The organism is Kitasatospora sp. NPDC034023 (assembly GCF_055575795.1).
Genome location: NZ_JBVIRY010000009.1, coordinates 73465 through 90683, shown reverse-complemented (window position 1 = coordinate 90683; position 17219 = coordinate 73465). Strand labels below are relative to the sequence as shown.

Here is a 17219-nt window from a genome sequence, read left to right as displayed (position 1 = left end):
GACACGGGCTAGGGGGCGGCTGCGCGGACCGGAGTCAGACGGACTGCTCGGTGGTCTTCGCCCGGCGCCAGGGGTGCAACAGGCTGGCGCCGAGCTCGCCGGTCGTGGGGAACGCGGTCGGGTCGGTGAGGCCGACGGCGGTGGGCACTCGGCCGGGCCGCCAGGTGAAGCTCCCGAACACGTGGTCCCACAGCGAGAGGTCGGAAGAGTAGTGGCCGGCTTCGGCGAGGTCGGTGCTGTGGTGCAGGCGGTGGAGTTCCGGGCCGGCCAGGACGTGGCCGAGCGACCCGAGGTGGACGTCGATGTTCGCGTGGACGAAATACCCCTGAGCCAGAACGAATATTCCGACCACGAACACTGAATCCGCCGAGAATCCGATCAGCGCCAACGAAATCTGGACCACGGACTGTGCGACGAAGACGTCCAGGAAATGATTCACGCCGTTGTTCGCGACGTTCACCTTCTCCGGGACGTGGTGCACGCCGTGCAGCCGCCAGAGCCACCGGTTGCGGTGGGACCAGCGGTGCACGAGGTAGTCGCCGAGCGAGCCGACCAGCAGCGCGAGTGGAATCTCCGCCGCGAAGGGCAGCGCCGGGTGCGCCGGACCGAGCAGTTCGACCAGCGCCGTCACGAACCCCTGGGCCAGTGCGCCGCCGATCATGCTCAGCACGAAATAGACGCTGTACCAGCCGAGTTCACGCCGGTTCGGGTGCCAGTCGGTCCGGTACGGGATCAGCCGCTCCAGCACCGCCAGGTATCCGATGACGGCCACCAGGACGAGCGGGGAGACCCGGTCGGGCGCCCAGTGGAAGTGCAGGGTCGCGACGGCGACGCACAGCACACCCAGGAGCAGGAGCGGATGGGCGAGCCGGCGGGCAATGGCGTGCAGCACGCGCCCCCCGTTCTTCGCGGACTAACGACTGGAAACGTCAGAGACTCTAGCGGGACCCGATGGCCGGGGCAGTCATTCGACGTGTTAACGCCATGAATGACCCGATCGGCGGACCATACGCGCACGAAGTTGACGCTCGGACGGCGTGAAGGGGGCGCATTGCGCGGCAGAAACGGGAGTTGTCGGGGTGCGGCACCGTCACACCGCCGGGTGAGCGCCGTCGAGCGCCCTGCCCGTGACAGCCGCCGGTGACGCCCGCCCGCGCCGGCCACCCGCCGCCCTCAGGCCCGTACCAGCTCCGCCAGCCGCCTGGCGGCGCGCGGTTCGTACGCCGCCAGGCGGTCGCGCAGGCCGCGCAACTCGTGCGCGACCAGCGCGGGGAGGGCGGCCGCCGCAGTGGCCTCCAGGGCGGGGCCGAGGAGTTCGACGGCCGCGCGCGGATCGTGCGCGCAGACCAGGCAGTCCGCCGCCCGGACGACGAACAGCAGTCGGCTGGCCGGGAGTTGGGTCGGGCCGAGCAGGCCCAGCGCGGTCTCGGTGGCGCTCAGCGCCCGGCGGGCCAGCCGGGGGTCGTCCCCCGCCGCCGCGAGGTCGCGCAGCGCGGCGGCCGCGGCGGACTCGACCCGCATCCGCATCGAGGCGATGGAGAGCCAGGGCACGTCGACCTCGTCCTCGGCCCCGATGTGGTCCAGCTGTGCCCGGGCCAGGCCGATCTGCCGTACGGTCGCCGGGACGTCGCCGGTCAGGGCGTGCGCGCGGGCCCGGCTGATCCGGCCCATCGCGCCGGCCCAGGGCCGGCCGGGGGCGACCCGGTCGATCTCGCGGGCGTAGCCGAGGGCGGCTTCCGGGTCGCCGTCCAGCCGGCCCAGGATGCTCAGGTCGCTGAGCGTGCCGACCTGGGTGGCCTGGTCCCCGGCGAGCCCGGCCCAGATGAGCGCGCGGTCGTAGCAGGCCATCGCGGTGGCGTTGCGGCCGTCCTGCATGCGCAGCGCGCCGGCCGCGTGGGCGTGCTCGGCGGCCAGTCTGGCGAGCGGACGGCGCTGCGCGGCGGGAGCGCCGGCGAGTCGGGCGAGCACGGCGTGCAGGGTGCGTTCGACGGCGCCGGCCAGGCCCGGCCGGTCACCGGTCTCGCCGGAGCGCAGGTGGGCGGCGAGCAGTCCGGTCAGGGCGTGCGCGGTGGCCGCGTCCAGCGGCGGGGCGGCGGCCGGATCGGCGAGCGCCGCGGGGGCGCAGAACTCGGCGTGCAGTGCGGCCAGTTCGGCGGGCGCGGGGACGTCACAGCCCTCTGCGTCGTGCAGCGGGCAGAGCAGGCCGTAGTCGGGCAGCCGCGCCGGGGCGGGCGCGGCGGGGGCCGGGCCGACCGGGGCGACGCCCGGCAGCGGGGGCCGCAGCAGGGCGGGTGAGAAGGAGTCGAGGGCGCAGAGTTCGGAGGTCTCGGCGCGCAGGCAGGCGGCGCTCACCTCACCGCCCGCGCCGAGGAGTTCGTCGATCCGGTCGGCGACCCTGGGGGTGACCCGGCGGGCCCCGTGCTCGATCTTGCTGACCGCGGTGTGGTCGTAGCCGATCCCGGCGCCGAGCTGCGCCTGGGTGAGGCCGGCCCGGCGCCGCCAGTGCCGCAGCCGGGCTCCGAACTCCCGCCAGGCGCCTCGGCCCTGGCCGGTCGGCGGTGCCGGAATCCCCGCCGAAGGGGCCACTCGGTTCCGCTCCACGGCTGCCTCCCCGGGGGCGTGGCGCCGTCCCCGGCCGATCGCGGGGCCCGCCGACGATTCCAGTGGTTCCGACGACTCCGCCGGCTCCGACGGCTCGGATGACACCGGCGACTCCGGCGACTCCGATGACCAGGACGGTACTCGATGGCCACCCGCGCCGTACATGACGTGGTCTCAACCACTCGAAGAAGACCGCAGCTTGACGCAAAGCCGAGCGGCGGGCTTGACGGAATTTGCCAACCCTATGCATCGCCCGCACCATCCATTGACCCGAGCATGACGCCATGTGAGGGTTCGGGCACCCGAGCGCGGACGGCCCGCACGGCCGTCCCCCGGACGCGGCCTGCGGTGCACCACCAGCCCATGCCGTCCGCGGTCGAGGACCCCCACATGCGAGGAGCCTCGATGCAACGCAGAGTTTCCACCGGCCGGTTGCTCACCACGGCGACCACCCTGACCGTACTGGCCGGCCTGATCGCCGCCACCGCGGGGCCGGCCACCGCCGCACCCACCCCCTCCCCGGCACCGCCGAGCGCCCTGGCCGCCGCCGTCAACGCCGCCGACGCCGCTGCCGCGGCCGGCCTGGACGCCCTGGCCAAGGGCCCCGGCGAGACCTACGAACGCAAGGCCGTCACCCCCTGGGTCGGCGGCCTCTACTCCGTCGCGTACGAGCGCAGCTACCGCGGCCTGCCGGTGGTCGGCGGCGACGCGGTGGTGCTCGCCGACGGGCAGGGCAAGGTCCGCGGCCTGCAGTCCGCCGTCACCGGCCCGGTCGGCGGCTCCGTCACCCCGCGGATCGGCGCGGACCAGGCGGAGAGGACCGCCCGCACCCAGCTGCCCGCCGTGGACGCCGTGGCGTCGAACCGGCTGGTCGTCCGGGTCAAGGACGGCAGCGGCGGCCGGCTCGCCTGGGAGACCGTGCTGAGCGGCCACCGGGGGAACGCCCCGAGCCGGCTGCACGTCTTCGTGGACGCCGCGACCGGCGAGGCCATCGACCACTACGACGAGGTCCACGCCGGCACCGTCACCAGCAAGTGGAACGGCCCGGCCCCGGTCACCATCAGCACCACCGGCTCGGGCGGCTCGTACTCGCTGCGCGACCCCAACCGGCCCGGCCTGACCTGCTCCGACTACAGCACCGGCCAGGTGTTCTCCAAGTCCGGCGACTCCTGGGGCAACGGCAGCCCGTCCACCAAGGAGACCGGCTGCGGCGACGCGATGTTCGCGGCCCAGAAGGAATGGGACATGCTCCGCGACTGGCTGGGTCGCAACGGGCACAACGGCAACGGCGGCAGCTGGCCGGTGAAGGTCGGCCTCAACGACGTCAACGCCTACTGGGACGGCAGCTCGATATCCATCGGCCACAGCCAGGCCAACGAGTGGATCGCCTCCATCGACGTGGTCGGCCACGAGTTCGGCCACGGCATCGACCAGTACACCCCGGGCGGCGCCAACAACGAGTCCGGCCTGGGCGAGGCCACCGGCGACATCATGGGTGCCCTCACCGAGGCCTACGCCAACGAGCCCGCGCCGTACGACAGCCCGGACTACACCGTCGGCGAGATGATCAACCTGGTCGGCAGCGGGCCGATCCGCAACATGTCCAACCCCTCGCAGGTCAACAACGACCCGAACTGCTACTCCTCCTCCATCCCGAACACCGAGGAGCACGCGGCGGCCGGTCCGCTGAACCACTGGTTCTACCTGCTGGCCGAGGGCTCCAACCCGGGCGGCGGCAAGCCCACCAGCCCGACCTGCAACAACTCGACGGTCACCGGCGTCGGGATCAAGGACGCCGGCCGGGTCTTCTACGGCGGCATGCTGCTCAAGACCAGCGGCATGACCTACAAGCGCTACCGCACCGCCACCCTGACGGCGGCGAAGAACCTGGACCCGTCCTGTACCTTCTTCAACCGGGCCAAAGCCGCCTGGGACGCGGTCAGCGTGCCCGCGCAGAGCGGTGACCCGACCTGCACGCCGTCCGGCACCAACGACTTCTCGCTGTCGCTCGGCCCGGCGTCCGGCTCGGTCCAGCCCGGCTCCACGACCACGGCGACGGTCGGCACCGCCCTCACCTCGGGCACCGCGCAGTCCGTCAACCTGAGCGTCTCCGGCGCCCCCGCCGGGGTCACCGCGACGGTCAGCCCCTCGTCCGTGCAGACCGGTTCGTCCGCCACGCTGACCCTGTCGGCCTCCTCGGGCGCCCCGGCCGGGACGTACGTGATCACCGTCACCGGCACCGCCGGCCCGGCCACCCACACCGCCCAGTACACCCTGACCGTCGGCGGCGGAGGCACCCCCGGCGGGCCCGCACCCGACATCGACGTCGCCAAGGTCCAGGCCCACCTGTCGCAGCTGAACAGCATCGCCAACCAGAACGGCGGCAACCGTCGGGCGGGCACCGCCGGGCACAGCCAGTCGGTGGCGTACCTCAAGGCCAAACTGCAGGCCGCCGGATACACCGTCAGCGAGCAGACGTGCACCTCCTGCACCTACCGGTCCGACAACCTGATCGCCGACTGGCCCGGCGGCCCCGCCGACCAGGTCACCATGTTCGGCGCCCACCTGGACAGCGTCGGCGCCGGCCCCGGCATCAACGACAACGGCTCCGGCTCGGCCACCCTGCTGGAGAACGCCCTGGTGCTCGCCCAGCAGAACCCGTCGCTGACCCGGCACGTCCGGTTCGCCTGGTGGACCGGCGAGGAGCAGGGCCTCCAGGGCTCCCAGTACTACGTCGGCCAGCTCGGCTCGAGCCAGCGCTCCGCGATCAAGGCCTACTACAACTTCGACATGGTCGGCTCCCCCAACGCCGGCTACTTCATCAACAACATCTCCTCCTCGGCCTCCGCGCCGATGAAGGCCTACTGGGACTCGCTCAACCTCCAGCCCGAGGAGAACGTCGAGGGCCAGGGCCGCTCGGACGACTACTCCTTCCAGCAGGCCGGCGTCCCCACCTCCGGCTACGCGGCCGGCGCCGACGCCGTCAAGACCTCGGCACAGGCCGCCAAGTGGGGCGGAACGGGCGGCCGTTCGTACGACTCCTGCTACCACCAGTCCTGCGACACCACGAGCAACGTCGACGCGACGGTGCTCAACCGCAGCGCCGACGGCGTGGCCTACACCATCTGGAAGACCTCGGTCGGCGGCAGCACGCCCGCCAACGACTTCTCCCTCGCGGTGAACCCGGCCACCGCCACCGTCAAGCCCGGTGACAGCGCCACGGCGACGGTCGCCACCGCCACCACCTCCGGCTCGGCCCAGACCGTCAACCTGACCGCCTCGGGCGCCCCGGCCGGCGTCACCGTCGCCTTCAGCCCGTCCTCGGTGCAGTCCGGCGGCTCCGCGACGGTCACCCTCGCGACCACCACCGCCACCCCGGCCGGCACCTACAGCATCACCCTCACCGGGACCGGCACCGCCAACCACAGCACCAGCTTCTCCCTGGTCGTGGGCAACGGGAACCCCAACCCCGGCGGCACCTGGACGCCCGGCACCACGTACAAGGCGGGCGACACCGTGACCTACAACGGGGTCACCTACGTCTGCCTCCAGGGCCACACCGCCCAGGTCGGCTGGGAGCCGCCGATCGTCCCGGCCCTGTGGCAGCCGGTGTGACCGGGGCGGCGCCCTGAGGCCGTCGTCACCTGACGCCCTGTGAAGCCGCTGCGCCGCGGTCCGTCGAGGGGGACGGACCGCGGCGCAGCCGTGTGCGGGGAGGGCGGGGCCGGGCCCTCAGCCGGGATGAAAGGCGACCCGGACGGAGGAGTCGAAGGGCAGGATCAGCCCGTTGCCGGTCTCCCAGGTCCAGTCGCGCGGGATCAGGAACATCCGGCCGCCGGAGTGGGCCAGCAGCCGCAGGCCCTCGTAGCGGTACCGGAACCGTGCCCCCTGCTCCACGTCGGGCAGCACCGTCTCCCGCACCCCCGCCCACCCCAGGTGCAGGCGCTCCGAGGTGTCGAGGACGACCGCCGGACGCCGGTAGAGGTGCTGGGCGAGCTGCTCGGCGTCCGCCGTCCCCTTCTGCTGGGCGTAGCCGTCGACCGCCCAGTACGAGCAGAGCACGATGATCGCCACGCTGATGCCCAGCGCCGCGCGCTCCCCGGTCAGCGGGTAGTCCGCGCCGGTGCCGCGCACGTACATCAGCCGGGCCAGCACCCCGAGCAGCAGCGCGCCGCCGATCAGCAGCGGGGTGCCCATGGGGCCGGCGTCGATCACCTCGAAACCGGCCAGGAGGCCGAACAGCAGCAGCGGGACGACCAGCGCGGTGACGGCCAGGCAGACCCACCGGAGGGCTCGGACGCCGCTCCCGTCCCTGCCCCCCTCGCCGCCGACCGCCCTGGTCGCGAGGTGGTAGCCCAGCGCACCGAGCAGCGCACCGCACAGCGCCACCCCGGCCGGGACGTAGAGCGCGGGGGAACTGCGCAGCAGCAGGTCCTGGGTGGCGAAGCCGATCGTGCCGGCGTCGATGCCAAAGTAGCTGTAGAGCGAACTGGTGTAGGCGTAGCCGAAGAAGAAGAGCAGCGCGGTGAGGAGGGTGGTCGGGGCGACCCAGGTGGCGAGCTTGGCGATCCAGTCGGTCCAGGGCTTGACCTCCGGCTGCTTGACCTCCGGCTGCTTCGGCTCAGCCGGGGCCTCCTCCTCGGCAGGGCTCAGGGGTTGCTCCCGGCGCCTGTGGAGGCACCACCGTTGTCCGGGGTACCACCGTTGTCCGGGGTACCACCGTTGTCCGGGGTACCACCGTTGTCGGGGGTGCCGCCGTTGTCGGGGGTGATGATCGCCACGGTGCCCATGGCCTGGATCCGCTCGCTGGCGCCGTCGACCGTCACCGTGAGGCAGATCGTGCGCTTCTTCGTGCCCGGCTGCCAGGCCGGAAGGGTGAACGTGACGTCCTTGCCCACACCGTCGGTCACCGGGACCGGCTGCGAGTCAGGATGGGTGGCGTACCGCGAACTGCCGCAGTCCGCCACCTTGCTGACCGTCGCCTGGAAGCTGGTCTTCGCCGTGAAGGACAGCGTGATCCGGGCGGTGTTGTCCGTGCCCTGGACGTTCGCCGACGGCTCGCCGGCCGTCCGGAACCCGCCCTGGTTCCCGGTGTCCCTGGTCCGCTGGTCGTCCGGCTGCCCCTGAGCGGTGGTCTGGCCGTTCTGTCCGGCTTGGGTCGCCGAGCCGGAGTCGCCGCCACCACCGCCGCAGGCCACCAGGGCCGGTACGAACAGGACGGCCGCCAGCCACCGGGCCGCTCGACCGCTCCTGCCGCCTCCGATGTGCCGGGTCCCGGGCATGCGTTCTCCCATCCGCGCAGCGAGCAGGGCCGGTTGGCCCCGCCGCACGGTACCCGTTCGCATACGGCGGGGCGGTCCGCCACGCGGGCCCCGGCCCGGCCCGCCACCCGGTCGGCGCAACCCGGTCGGCCCTCGGCCTGGCATAGAGTCTGAACCGACGAACCGTCAGCAGGCCGTCAGCAGAGTGGCAGGACGGCAGGCCGCAGCAACCCGGAAGGAACCCACCCGTGAGCACGGACACCCGCCCGGTACCGGAGCTGGCCCCCGAGGCCGTCGAGCAGTGGCGGGCCGAGGAGGTCGAACTCGTCGAGTTGCTGGCCCGGGTGCAGCGCGGCGTCGGCGGCGTCGCCGCGTTCCGGCTCGGCCCGACGCCCACCGTCCTGGTCACCGACCCGGCGGCGGTGCAGCACGTCCTGGGCCGCCACCCGGACCGGTACGTCAAGCGCTCGCACCGCGCCCGGATGCTCGTCGGGGACGGCGTGCTGTCCGCCACCGGGGACGCCTGGAAGCGCCAACGGCGCTTGCTGCAATCGCAGTTCACCGGCACCGGGATGCGCAGGTACGAGCAGCGGATCGCGGCGGCGGCGCGCCGGACCGCCGAGCGCTGGGAGGGGTACCGGCGCAGCGGGGAGACCTTCGACGTGGGCGAGGAGATGCGCCGCTTCGCCCTGGACACGGTCTGGCGGGCGCTCACCGGGCTGCCGCTGGACGATCGCACGGACCGCGGACTCCGCGCGGTGGAGCGGGTGGTGGCCGCCATGCCGAAACTGCCGACCGACGCGGCGGACGCCCGGGACGCGGTCGCCGAGGACCTGGCGCTGGTCGACGCCGTGGCGCACGCCGCGATCGAGGCGGCGCGGTCGGCCGGTCCGGCGGAGGAGCCGGGCGTGCTCCGGGTCCTGCTGGACGCGGGCGGGCAATTCCCCGAGTACACCGACCGGTTGATCCGCGACGAGCTCGTCACGCTGCTCGTCGCCGGACACGAGACCACGGCCACCACCCTGACCTGGCTCTTCCTGCTCCTCGACCACCACCCCGAGGCCCGGACAGCCGACCCGCAGGCCCTGGTGAGCGAGACGCTGCGGCTCTACCCGTCCGCCTGGCTGCTCCCCCGGCACGCCGTCGAGGACGACGTCATCGCCGGCCACCACATCGCCGCCGGAACGGACGTGCTGGTCTGCCCGTACCTCACCCACCGCGACCCGGCCCTGTGGCCCGACCCCGAGCGCTTCGACCCGACCCGCTTCGCCCCGGGCTCGGACCGCCCCGGCCACCTCGGCGCCTACCTCCCCTTCGGCCTCGGCGCCCGCGCCTGCCTGGGCACCCAGTTCGCCCTCCGGGAGACCACCGCCCTGCTGGAACTCCTGCTGCCGATGGGCGAGTTGGAGTTCCGCGCCAAACCGACGGGCGCCGCCTACAGCATCACCGTACGACCGGCCGGGCCGACGCCCGCGGTCCTGCGCTGACCGCCCCGGGAGTGTGCGCGGGCCTCGGTGTCACAACGCCGCGTCGAGATCCGTCGGGACAGTGACAGCACCGCTGATCGCACCGATCACCCCGATCGCGCCGATCACCCTGCTGACGCTGATCACCCTGCCGGCACCGATCACGATGATCCCGCCGCTCCCGAGAGGAACACGATGTCGACCACCCGATCGATCACCACCGAGATCCCGCAGCGCCCCCGCATGGCCCAGGACCCGGTCCAGCTCATCCCCGAACTCGCCGAGGTCTCGGCCGCGTTGTTCAAGGCCACCGGCAACCGCTCGGTGCCCCGCGCCACCATCAGCCTGGTCCAGCTGCGCGCCGGCCAGATCGCCGGGAACACCTACCTGACCGTCCTGCACACCGGCTTCCTCCGCAAGGCCGGCGAGAGCGAGGAGCGGATCACCTCGGTGGCCTCCTGGCAGGACTCGCCGTACTTCACCGCCCCCGAGCGCGCCGCGCTCGCCCTCGCCGAGGCCGCCCTCCAGCCCAACCCGCACGGCGAACGCGTCTCCGACGCGCTGTACGCCGAGGCCTCCGAGCACTACGACGAGAAGTCCCTCGCCACCCTGATGATCGCCATCGGCCAGGTCAACTTCTTCACCGCCATCGCCCTCATCGCCAAGCCCGTCCCGGGCCGCTCCTTCACCGACCCCTGGGCCTGACACCCCAGCGCCGTACCGGACGACCCGCCAGGCACCCGCGCCCGGCGGGTCGTCCCGCTGTCGACCGATCACCCCGATCCGCTTAGGCTGGTCCGCGCCCGAACGGATGCACGAACCGGCCGGCCGGGCCGCGGACCGGAAGCCGGAGGGGGCGGGTCCGCGCGACACGAAGCACCGCGAAGCACCACGAAGTCCACAGGGGGGACGAAGACATGCGCGAGGAACAGGAGCCCGACGGGCACGACCGGCACGACGGGCACGCCGCGTACGACGGGTATGGCGGGCACGCCGCGTACCACGGGTATGGCGGGTACGACGGGTACGACGAACTCGACGAGAACCAGGTCGGGTTCGAGAGCGCGGACGAGGACGAGGACGAAGCCCCGCGCCGCTCGGGCGCGCGGCGGGCCGTGCTGGTGGCGGCGGGCGGGGTGTTCGCCGCGCTGCTCGCGGTCGGCGGGTACGGCGCCTACAACGTGATGAACGCCGTGACTGGCGGCGCGTCCTCGGGTGGAAGCGGCCAACAGGGGTCAGACAGCGCGGCGAAGGCCCCGCAGGAGCCGCCGACCGCCGCGCAGGCCGAGACGGTGGCGAAGGACTTCCTGGCAGCCTGGGGCCGCGGGGACATGACGGCCGCCTCCGCCCTCACCGACCAGCCGGACACCGCCCGCGCCGCGCTGACCGTGTTCCACGAGAACGTGCCGGCCCGCTCACTCGCACTGACCGGAACGGGCGCGGCGCCGTCCGGCGCAGGCCCGGCGTCGTCCGGCGCCCCGAGCGGGCCGTCGCTCGGCTTCCGGGTGAAGGCCGAGTTCGAGGGCGCGACGGGCGCCTGGGAGTACGACAGCGCGCTCAGCGTCGTCCGCGCCCAGGACGGCCGGGCCGTCGTCCACTGGGCGCCGACCGTGATCCACCCCCACCTCGGCCCGGGCCGGACGATCGCCGTGAAGCCGCTGCCCGACCCGGTGTCCAAGCCGACCGACCGCAACGGCAAGCCGCTCGAGGGCTTCCCGTCGCTGAACGCCGTGCTGCCCCAGATCGCGCCCGCCGACGGCGCGACCGCCGTCACCGGACGGGCCGTCGTGCTCTCGGGCGGCTCCGGGAAGGATCCCGAGCAGCTGTTCGTGCTGACCCCGCCGAGCGCGCCGCAGGTCAAGCTCACCCTCGACGCCGACCTCCAGCAGGTCGCCGAGGAGGCCGTCAAGCAGCAGTCGGCGGGCGGCAAACCGGCCTCGCTGGTGGCCGTCCAGCCGAGCACCGGCCACATCCTCGCGATGGCCTACTCGCCGAGCGGGTTCAACCGCGCCGTCGCGGGCGGCCAGCCGCCCGGCTCCACGATGAAGGTCATCACCTCGGCCGCACTGCTGGAGGCCGGGGTGTCCCCGGACACCCCGGCGCCGTGCAAGGACACCACCTACTCCCCGCGTGCCTGGCACAACGACGAGCCCGGCGACTTCCCCTCGTACACGCTCACCGACGACTTCACCCACTCCTGCAACACCGGCTTCATCGACAAGGGCCTGGAGAAGCTGCAGCCCGGCACGCTCACCAAGGTCGCCCGCGACCAGTTCGGCCTCGGCCTGGAATGGCACATCGGCATCCCGAGCCGGGACGCCACCATCCCGCTGCCGGGCAGCAAGGACGAGGCCGCCGCCGAGTACATCGGCCAGGGCCAGATCCAGGTCAACTCGCTGCTGATGGCCTCGGTCGCCGCCACCGTGCAGAGCGGAACGTTCCGCCAGCCCGTCCTGCGGGAGGACGCCAAGCGCGCCACGGCGCCCGGGAAGCTGCCCGCCGACGTCGCCCGCGACCTGCGCACGATGATGGCCAAGACCGCCACCCAGGGCACCGCCCGCGGCCCGATGTCCGGCCTGTCCGGCCAGATCGGCGCCAAGACCGGCACCGTCGAAGCCGGCAGCCAGGCCACCAACAGCTGGTTCATCGCCTACCGCGGCGACCTCGCCGTCGCCGCCGAGGTCGAAGGCGGCGGCCACGGCAACAGCGCGGCCGGCGTGGCGGCGGCCCAGGTCCTGAAGGCCGGCGGCAAGGGCTGACGACTGCCCCCGCCGACCGCGGCCACGCGGCCGGCGGGGGCCGGACCCTCTCAAGGAGCTCGGGCATGGGAATGACCCTGCGGCGCTACCCCCGTGCCGCCACCGTCCTGGCAGCCCACGCCCGCCACGCCCGCGACCTGCCGCCGACCGTCGAGCGCTACTGCCTCGTCGCCGCGCCGGCACTGCACCTGGCCGCCGAATCCGCCGAGTACTCCGGCTGCACCGAGGCAGAGCGCGACGCGATCCTCGCCGCCCACCTCTCGCTCCTCGACCGCGAGGACTGGTACCGGACGGCCCGCACCGCCCTGACCGCGCGGAACACGTGGCTCCTCTGGTTCGCGGACTTCAGCGGCTCCCGGCTGCGCCTCCGGGTGTTCGAGGAGTGGAAGTCGGCCGACGGGGCCCGGGAGGAAGGCTGATGGCCGTGCGAGGGGCTCGGGGAGCGCCCGAGCTGATCGATCCCACCGTCCGGTTGCGGGCGTCGTTCCTCGCGGCGGTGGCCGAGTACCGCGCGGATCGCGGCCACCCCCTCCCGTGGTTCGTCACCGATGTCGACCCGTCGGCGTTGACCGACACCACCGCTTTCGGCACCTACGTCGCCCGGGTGCTCGCCGAACGCACCGAGGCCGGCGCACGCCGGGACGCGGGTGTGCCGATGACGACGCTGTGGTGGGCCGACGCCGACGAGCTACTGGGCAGGATCGCGATCCGGCACCGGCTGACCCCGAACCTGGCGCGGGTCGGCGGCCACATCGGCTACGACGTGCGGCCGGGCGCCCGGCGCAAGGGGCACGCAACCGCGATGCTCGCCGCAGCCCTGCCGGTCGCCGCCGCACTCGGCATCACGGAGGCGCTGCTGACCTGCGACGAGGCGAACCCCGCGTCCCGGCACGTGATCGAGGCCAACGGGGGCCGCCTCACCGGCACGGACGGCGGCAAGCTCCGCTACCTGGTGCCGACGGCCTGACTCCCTCACACCCCCGAAGCGGCCGGTTACGGGCGAGGGTGTCGAGGGGGCGGCAGCGGGCTGTGTTCAGGACGGGTCCTCGCCGCGGATCAGCGTCAGGGCGGGCCGCGGCGGTGTGTGCTCCGCCTCCTGCTCCGCCATCAGTTCGGCCAGCATCCGGGCGCCCATTTCGCGGAACCGGGCCTTGCGCTCCTCGTCGGCCTCCTCCTCGCCCGGGTAGAAGGCCAGGTGGACAGCGCCGTTCTCCGCGTCCCAGCTGTAGCTGCGGTACGGGGGCAACGGCTCGTGGTCGTGTCCGCACTCGCACTCGTGCTCGTGATCGTGCTCGCCCGTCATGGGGAACCTCCGGTGCTCGTCGTCGAGGGGGCCTCACATGGGTAACGAGCCCGCCCCGGGAAGGGCGCGCGGCGTGTCAGCTGCCGACGATGCGGAAGACCGGGCACCCCGCCCGCAGGGGGAGGTCAGCCGGAGGCCGGGCGAGACGTCAGCGGGAGGTCAGCGGGAGGTCAGTCAGAGTTCTCCCGAGTCCGGGTTCCGGCTCGGGTCCGTCATCGGGTCCGTCATCGGGTCACTCTCCAGTGTGAGTCGGTGCTGATCGCTGACAGAATGCCCCCCATGCCCTCCTCCCCCCGTACGGACCCCGCTCCTGCAGCCTCTCCTCTCGCCGAGGCCCGGCTGCGCGGCGTCGCGGCCAACCCGGGTGCGCCGTCCGGAGTCCTGCTGCGCCTGCTGGACCCGTCGGCGCGCTCGGCGTGGACGGTCCTGTGCGAGGGACGCGCCCTTCCGGCGGAGGTCGTCGAGGCGGTGCTCGTGCACCCCCAGCGGGCGGTGCGCGTCGCGTTCGCCCGCAACCGGTACGTGGCGCCCGCGCAGCGCGGCCGGCTCGTCGACGATCCCGACGCGCTGGTCCGCGAAAGGCTGGCAGGCGGACCGCGTCCACGGTTCGGCGCCCTCGAGGCACTGCCCGACGACGTGTTGGAAGCCCTGATGACCGCGCGGGACGACGACCGCCCGGACCAGCTGCTGACCGCCGCCGAGATCGCCACCGAGCTGGTGTGCTCCGAGCAGATCCCGCAGTCCTTCCGGCGCGGGCTGATTCGTCACCCGAACCCCGAGCTGCGGGCGAAGGCCGTCGGCCTGTGGCTGTCGCTCACCACCGAGCAGCGCGACGCGCTGCTGGCCGACCCGGTGCCCGCCGTGGCCGAGGCCGCGCGCCTGAGCAGCCGGAATCTGGACCCGGAGGCGATGGAAGCGGACCTGCCGGACCGCGACTGCCATGGCCGGAACATGATCCTCTTCAACTACGCCGTCTCCCCCGCGATGGCGCAACGGTGCCTCGCGGCGGGCCGTGACCTGCAGTCGCTGGCCCAGAACCCCTACACGCCCGTCGAGTTCCTCCCCCGCCTCGCCCGCGAACCCGATCCGGAGGTGCGCGCGCGTGTCGCCGCCCGGGCCGACACGGACCCGGCGCTGCTCGCCGAGTTGGCGCAGGATCCGGAGGACACCGTACGGATCCGGGCCGTGCTGCACCCGCTCCCCCGCACCTGGCCGGAGCGACGCGCCATCGACCGGGTCATCGGCCGGCCGGCCGAGCAGGTCGGCCCGGTCCGCGAGATGTTCCAGGAGCCGGAGACGAGCTGGTACGAGGCGTGCGCGGTCTCCCCGGAACCGGTCCTCCGGCGGGTCGCCGCGACCTGCGCGCGGCTGCCGCAGGAGCTGGTGCACCGTCTGGCCGAGGACGCCGACCCGGACGTGCGCCACCTCCTGGCCTACAACCACCCGCTGGCCCCGCCCGCGACCGTCCTCGACGCCTTCATCGCCACACCCCGGCAGCGCCCCTACCTGCTCACCCTGTCCCGGCTCCCCCGCACCGGGCTCACGCACCTCCTCGACCACGAGGACGCCGAGGTCCGCGCCCTGGCCGCCGCCGACACCGGCCTCGCGCAGCCGCCCGTCCGGCACCTGGCCGACCCGGATCCGCGCGTCCGACGGGCCGCGGCGGCGAACCCGCTCCTGCCCCTCGACCTGGTCGAGTCGATCCTGAACGCGTCGTTCCTGGACGCATCGATCCCGGACGCATCGATCCTGGGCGATTCGCTTCCGGAGGCGTCGGAGTCGGCCGACCCGGACCTCGTCGAGGGCGCGTCCGCCAACCCGGCCCTGTCCGCCGAACGCCTCCATGCGCTGCTCGACCGCGGCGGGCTGCCGGCGGTCGGCGGCGAATAGACTGCCGCACCATGTTCGAGTACCACGGGTGGATCAACGTCCTGGAAACGGCCGAAGCCGAGGACGACGACATCACTCTCGTCGACGCCCGCCTGCGGGAGATCGCCGACGGCATCCAGCGCCGGATCGACGAACTCGCCGACCCGTACCTCCTCGACCTGCGGTGGATGAACGGCGTGCTCTTCCTCCACCTCGGCGGCCAACCGAACCACCGGAACCCGGACATCCTCGACCTCTTCCGCGAGGTCGGCGAGCGCGCGCCCGGGTCGTACGGCCTGCTGCACGTGCGCGACGACGAGGACCGCGCTCACGAGAACGACATCCGTGTCCTCAGGATGGTCCGCGGCCGGGTCACCGAGCACACCGAGCCGCTGCTGTCGCCGTGCGTCCCGGTGCTGGAGGACCCGTTCGGAGGCTGAGCGGTTGCCCGTCCCCGTTCGGTTGGCCGTCCCTGTTCGTGGCCTCTCCGCACGCAGTGGCCCTCCTCCCCTCATGGTCCCTCAGTAGTCGGGCAGGTCGAAGACCGTGGCGGCACGGAAGGCCGCGTCCATCTCCGGCCCGGGCCGGTCGAAACCCGGCCCGCCCACGGCGGACGCGCCGTCGCCTCCGTAGAGGGTGGCGGTCAGTTCGAGGATGGCCTGGTTGGCCGCCACGTGGTCGCGCAGCCGCCGCTCGTAGGCGGGGTAGGCGGTCCGGTGGTCGCCGTCCGCCGTGTGCAGTTCCCCGGCCAGGACGTAGGCGGCGGTCAGGGCCACGCTGGTGCCCTGGCCGGTGAACGGGGAGCAGCAGTAGCCTGCGTCGCCGAGCAGGGCGACACGGTCGTTGGACCAGCGGTCCATCCGGATCTGGGCGACGACGTCGTAGTGGAAGGCCTCCGTCTCCCACATCCCCCGGAGGAATCGCGGCATCTCCCAGCCCAGGTGGGCGCAGCGCTCGGCGACCACCCGGCGCTGCGCGGCGCGGTCGCGCGGCAGCATGCGGTCGAGCGGTTCGTCGGAGGCGAAGCCGGCGAAGACCCGCAGCTCGGTGTTGTCTCGGACGGTCATCACCAGGCAGTCCCAGCCGGTGTCGGACTGCTGGATGACCTCCCAGCGGTCGAGGCCGAGGTGGTTGGGAACGCTCCAGCCGGCGACGTACGTGCCGATGGGGTGCAGGTAGTCGGCTTCGGGGCCGAAGACGAGACGGCGGGTGTTCGAGTGCAGGCCGTCGGCGCCCACGACCAGGTCGAAGGACTGCTCGGTGCCGCTGCGGAACCGGACCTGGACGCCGTCCCCGTACTGCACGAGGGTGTCGATCGAGTCGTCGAACCGGTACTCGACGCCCGGTCCGGCCGCTCCCGCGATCAGCTCCGCGAGTTCGTCCCGCAGGATCTCCACGTCGGGGCCGCCGACCGGGCCGCCACTGGCCGTCCACTCGGTGGTACGGCTCAGCTCGCGCCCGTCCCCGTCGACCACCGACATCCCGCGCAGACCGGTCGTCCGGGCCCGGACCTCCTTCAGCAGGCCCATCCGCTCGACGACCTCCAGGGCGTTGCCGCGGATGTCCACCGCCTGGCCGCCGCCGCGCAGCGCCGGGGCGCGCTCGACGAGGGTGACGCGGAAGCCGTAGCGCTCCAGCCAGTAGGCGAGGGCGGTACCGGCGATCCCGCCGCCGGAGACCAGGACCGAGGCCCGGCGCGCGCTGCTGTTCGACACGGTGTTGCTCAACGCGCTGTTGCTCGACACGGTGCTGTTCGAAGCGGTGTCGCTCGACACGGTGTCGCTCGACACGGTGCTGTTCGGCACGGTGGACCTCCCGTGGGTCGGTGATGCTGCCGTGAACCAGCCTGTGGCGGGCCACCCACAGGACACGGACAGCCCGCTCACAGCACCGGCACGCCACCGGCGGGGCGCTGACAGGGCGTCGTCAGCGGAAGCCGGAAGCCCCTGAAGGGAGGGCA

General features: G+C 73.2%; 15 protein-coding genes. 9 read left to right on the top strand and 6 right to left on the bottom strand.

Annotation, left to right across the window (positions count from 1 at the left end; translation table 11 throughout):
- Positions 1–34: 34 nt before the first annotated feature.
- Both ACZ52R_RS15670 and ACZ52R_RS15665 read right to left on the bottom strand, forming a co-directional pair.
- Positions 35–892: a sterol desaturase family protein gene (locus ACZ52R_RS15670; protein ID WP_465621316.1), complete on the bottom strand. Its 858-nt coding sequence runs from the start codon at positions 890–892 to the stop codon at positions 35–37.
- 281 nt (positions 893–1173) lie between these two features.
- Complete coding sequence (locus tag ACZ52R_RS15665; RefSeq protein WP_465753584.1) at positions 1174–2601, bottom strand: helix-turn-helix domain-containing protein; 1428 nt, start codon at positions 2599–2601, stop codon at positions 1174–1176.
- Positions 2602–3006: 405 nt separating this feature from the next.
- On the opposite strand from ACZ52R_RS15665, the gene ACZ52R_RS15660 reads away from it, so the two are divergent.
- A complete protein-coding gene (locus ACZ52R_RS15660; protein ID WP_465753583.1) occupies positions 3007–6216 on the top strand; it encodes a M28 family peptidase in 3210 nt (1069 codons plus the stop codon).
- A 117-nt stretch (positions 6217–6333) separates the two neighbouring features.
- Here ACZ52R_RS15660 and ACZ52R_RS15655 read toward each other — a convergent pair whose 3' ends face one another.
- Entirely contained in the window at positions 6334–6990 is a 657-nt protein-coding gene (locus tag ACZ52R_RS15655) for a hypothetical protein (protein WP_465621310.1), read from the bottom strand.
- Positions 6991–7250: 260 nt separating this feature from the next.
- Entirely contained in the window at positions 7251–7883 is a 633-nt protein-coding gene (locus tag ACZ52R_RS15650; protein ID WP_465753582.1) for a hypothetical protein, read from the bottom strand.
- A 227-nt stretch (positions 7884–8110) separates the two neighbouring features.
- Here ACZ52R_RS15650 and ACZ52R_RS15645 point away from each other — a divergent pair, with 227 nt between their 5' ends.
- The 5 genes from ACZ52R_RS15645 (at position 8111) to ACZ52R_RS15625 (ending at position 13054) form a co-directional block, all read left to right on the top strand.
- Positions 8111–9349, top strand: a complete 1239-nt coding sequence (locus ACZ52R_RS15645; RefSeq protein WP_465753581.1) for a cytochrome P450 — start codon at positions 8111–8113, stop codon at positions 9347–9349.
- Between the two features lie 174 nt (positions 9350–9523).
- Entirely contained in the window at positions 9524–10033 is a 510-nt protein-coding gene (locus tag ACZ52R_RS15640) for a carboxymuconolactone decarboxylase family protein (RefSeq protein WP_465753580.1), read from the top strand.
- Between the two features lie 212 nt (positions 10034–10245).
- On the top strand, positions 10246–12087 hold the full coding sequence (locus tag ACZ52R_RS15635; RefSeq protein ID WP_465753579.1) for a penicillin-binding transpeptidase domain-containing protein: 1842 nt from the start codon (positions 10246–10248) through the stop codon (positions 12085–12087).
- Between the two features lie 65 nt (positions 12088–12152).
- Positions 12153–12506: a hypothetical protein gene (locus ACZ52R_RS15630; RefSeq protein ID WP_465753578.1), complete on the top strand. Its 354-nt coding sequence runs from the start codon at positions 12153–12155 to the stop codon at positions 12504–12506.
- Positions 12506–13054 (top strand): GNAT family N-acetyltransferase, encoded by a 549-nt coding sequence (locus ACZ52R_RS15625; protein ID WP_465753577.1) that lies wholly within the window; start codon positions 12506–12508, stop codon positions 13052–13054. The genes ACZ52R_RS15630 and ACZ52R_RS15625 overlap by 1 nt, the downstream gene beginning before the upstream one ends.
- A gap of 66 nt (positions 13055–13120) precedes the next feature.
- Here the strand turns inward: ACZ52R_RS15625 and ACZ52R_RS15620 are convergent, their stop codons facing one another.
- On the bottom strand, positions 13121–13390 hold the full coding sequence (locus ACZ52R_RS15620; RefSeq protein WP_465621298.1) for a hypothetical protein: 270 nt from the start codon (positions 13388–13390) through the stop codon (positions 13121–13123).
- 279 nt (positions 13391–13669) lie between these two features.
- Between ACZ52R_RS15620 and ACZ52R_RS15615 the strand changes: the two genes are divergently transcribed.
- The gene (locus ACZ52R_RS15615) at positions 13670–15280 is read left to right on the top strand and encodes a hypothetical protein (protein WP_465753576.1); all 1611 of its coding nucleotides are present in this window, start codon (positions 13670–13672) and stop codon (positions 15278–15280) included.
- A gap of 11 nt (positions 15281–15291) precedes the next feature.
- Positions 15292–15699, top strand: coding sequence for an Imm7 family immunity protein (locus tag ACZ52R_RS15610; protein WP_465621294.1), 408 nt, complete (start codon positions 15292–15294; stop codon positions 15697–15699).
- A gap of 81 nt (positions 15700–15780) precedes the next feature.
- Here the strand turns inward: ACZ52R_RS15610 and ACZ52R_RS15605 are convergent, their stop codons facing one another.
- Entirely contained in the window at positions 15781–16986 is a 1206-nt protein-coding gene (locus ACZ52R_RS15605; protein ID WP_465621292.1) for an FAD-dependent monooxygenase, read from the bottom strand.
- Here ACZ52R_RS15605 and ACZ52R_RS15600 point away from each other — a divergent pair.
- Positions 16979–17209 carry a hypothetical protein gene (locus ACZ52R_RS15600; protein WP_465753575.1) on the top strand — a complete coding sequence of 77 codons (231 nt, stop codon included), beginning with the start codon at positions 16979–16981 and terminating at the stop codon, positions 17207–17209. The genes ACZ52R_RS15605 and ACZ52R_RS15600 overlap by 8 nt on opposite strands.
- Positions 17210–17219 lie beyond the last annotated feature (10 nt).